The sequence below is a fragment of the Corallococcus praedator genome (assembly GCF_003612125.1).
GTDB classification, from domain to species: domain Bacteria; phylum Myxococcota; class Myxococcia; order Myxococcales; family Myxococcaceae; genus Corallococcus; species Corallococcus praedator.
Genome location: NZ_RAWI01000641.1, coordinates 1 through 3,177, shown reverse-complemented (window position 1 = coordinate 3,177; position 3,177 = coordinate 1). Strand labels below are relative to the sequence as shown.

Below are 3,177 nucleotides of genomic sequence, written 5' to 3'. Positions count from 1 at the left end.
AGCTGACGGCGCCGGGGTACTGGACGGAGCAGATGCGCCAGCCGGTGCGCTTCACCGACGCGGTGGGTGCGCTGCTGGAAGAGGGCTGCGGGGTGTTGCTGGAGGTGGGGCCCGGCCAGGACCTCACGCCGCTGGTACGTGCGAGCCTGGGACAGGACCGCGACCGCGTGCGCGCGCTGGCCACGCTGCGCCGGGGTGGGACGACGACGGAGCAGCAGGGCTGGCTCCAGGGCGTGGGTGAACTCTGGACCGCGGGTGTCGCCGTGGACTGGAGCGCGTTCTACGCGCATGAGCAGCGGCTTCGGTTGCACCTGCCGACGTATGCGTTCCAGGAGAAGGACGTGTGGGTGCAGTCGCGAGCCCGCGCCCTGCCCTCTTCGTTCATGCCGCCGGGCGCGCCCGTGCGTGCACCGCAGAACGTGTCAGCCGCCAGCGTGACGGCGCCGGGCGCCGGTGTCGGCCCGACGTCGGGAGACGAGAGCCGGCTCGGTTCCACACCGCCGCCGGTGTCCATCCCGAGCATCGCGCGGACGCTCCACGACGGAGTCTTCCTTCCCACGGACACGGCTTCGCAGCCGGCGCCCGAGCCCACGAATGCCTCCACCCGACCGCTGCTGCCGGGTCTCTCCGCGCACACGGCCTCCGAACCCATGGCCCCCGTCGCCGTCCCCGTCGGCCGCGAGGACGCGCCGCGCGGAGATGTCGAAGAACGCGTGGCCGCGCTGTGGCGCGAGCGCCTGGGCCTGGACTTCGTTGGTCGCGAGGACAACTTCCTCGAGATCGGCGGCAACTCGCTGACGGCCGCCCAGCTCCTCAACCAGGTGCGTGACACCTTCGGCGTGCAGCTCCCGCTGGCCGCGCTCTTCGAGGCCCCCACCGTCGCCGGCATCGCCCAACGCCTGGAGCCCCTGCTGCTCCAGGCCCCCCAGGCGCCTGTCACGGCGGAGCTGCCCCTGGTGCCCCTGCCTCGCACGCGAGAGCTGGCCCTGTCCTTCGTGCAGGAGCGCGTCTGGCGCCTGGAGCAGTACCTGCCCGGCCTGTCCGCGTACACCATCCCGTTCGTCCTGCGGCTTGAAGGCGACGTGGACGCCTTCGTGCTGGAGCGTGGCATCCAGGAGATCGTCCAGCGCCACGAAGCCCTGCGCACGACGTACGACGTGGTGGACGGCCGCCCCGTGCAGCGCTTCCACGCCTACGTCCGCATCCCGCTTACGCGCGTGGACCTCCAGGGGCCGCTGGAGACCCGCGAAGCCGAAGCCCTGCGCATCGCCCGCGAGGACGCCGCCGCGCCGTTCGATCTCGTCAATGGCCCGGTGATGCGCTCCACGCTCGTGCGCCTGGACACGCACGTGCACATGCTGGTGGTCAGCATCCACCACATCGTCTGCGACACGCTCTCTGTCGCCCTCTTCGTCCAGGAGCTGGGCCAGCTCTACGACGCCTTCATCCAGGGGCGTCCGTCGCCCCTGCCCCCGCTGCCCCTCCAGTACGCGGACTTCGGTCAGTGGCAGCGCCAGAGCATCGCGGAAGCGCGCCTGCCCGAGCAGGAGCAGTGGTGGCGTCAGCGCCTGGCCGGCATGCCCCGGCAGATCGACCTGCCCACCGACCGTCCCCGCCCGGCGCACAGCCCGCTCACGTCGGCACGCATGACGGTGGAGTTCCCGCCCGAACTGGCCCGGGAGCTGTCTGCCTTCGCGCGCCGCGAGGGCTTCACCGCGTACATGACGGTGCTCGCGGCGTGGCAGACGCTGCTGCACCGTTACAGCGGCCAGACGGACCTCATCGTCGGCACGCCCATCGCGAACCGCACCCGGCCGGAGCTGTTCCCGCTCATCGGCTACGTGGCGCACTCGGCCGCGTTCCGCACGCGCTTCGTGGGCGAGCCGACCTTCCGCGACATGCTCGCGCAGATTCGCGAAGAGGTGAACGACGCCCAGGCGCGGCCAGACGTGCCCTTCGAGTACCTGGTGGAGGCACTGGTCCCCGGCAAGGACATTGGCAAGGGCCGCATGGCCGACTCGGTGTTCGTCTTCCACTCCGGTGTCAGCGCCGGCGCGATGACGCTGGAGCTCAAGGGCATGCGCGGCTCGCTGGTGGAGGTGCCCGGCACCCCCGTGCAATGGGGCGCCACGCTGGCCGACCTCACGCTCGTGCTCTCCGAGTCGCCCGGCCGCATCCACGGCGCCCTGGAGTACGGCACGGAGCTGTTCGACGCGGCCTTCGCGGAGCGTCTGGTGCAGCACTTCCAGGTGCTGCTGTCGGCGGCGCTCTCCAAGCCCGACACGCAGGTCTCTCGCCTGCCCCTGTCCACCGAGGCCGAGCGCCACGCATGGCCGACGCCACGCACCGTGGCCGGCTTCACCTCCGTGCCCGCCCTCCTCGCGGATCGTCGCTCCCGTCAGGCCGACGCCATCGCCGTTTCACGCGGTGACGAGCACTGGACCTGGACGCGGCTGGGCACCCAGGTGCGGACGCTGGCCGAACGGCTGCGGTCGCTTGGGGTGAAGGACGGCGCACCCGTGGCCGTGAGCCTGCGGCCCTCGCCGGAGAAGCTCATCGCGCTGTGGGCCGTGCTGGAGGCTGGAGGCGCGGTGGTCGCGCTGAGTCCCACCGACCTGGGCGAAGTGTCCCTCTATGCTCCCGAAGGCGCGCGCGTGCCGGTGCTCGTCACCACTCGCGAGCTCGTCACCTCCGTGCGCGTGGAGGCCTCTCGCACGCTGTACGTGGAGGACATCGCTGCGTCCCCGGAGACCGAAGAAGATTCGGAGGCCTTGGGGCGCGGTGAGTCCGGCACCCTGGCGTGGCTGCTGCCCATGGGCGCGGGTCAGCCCGCGTGGGCGCTGGGCCACCTGGAGCTGTCGGAGTTCTTCGTCGCGCTGGATGCACGGCTGTCCCCCACCGACGGCGGCGCGTGGCTGTCCGCGGGCGAGGCCGCCGCGGACCGTCCGGACCTGGAAGCGCTGTGGGCGCTCTCACGCGGGCTGCGCGTGGTGTTCCCCTCGGAGCAGGTGACGGCGCGACTGGTGAACCTGGGCGGCGCCGGACGCCGCGCCAAGGCGATGGACCTGAGCCTCATCTACTTCGCCAACGACGAGGACACCCTCACCGGCCCGAAGTACGAGCTGCTCATCGAAGGCTCGAAGTTCGCGGACGCGAATGGCTTCTCCGCCGTGTGGA

Annotated in this window: 1 protein-coding gene; it reads left to right on the top strand. The window is 71.6% G+C overall.

Annotated elements, in window-relative coordinates:
* Window positions 1-3,177, top strand: a 3,177-nt coding sequence (locus tag D7Y13_RS40240; protein WP_147452621.1) for a condensation domain-containing protein, incomplete at both ends; no start/stop codon positions are given.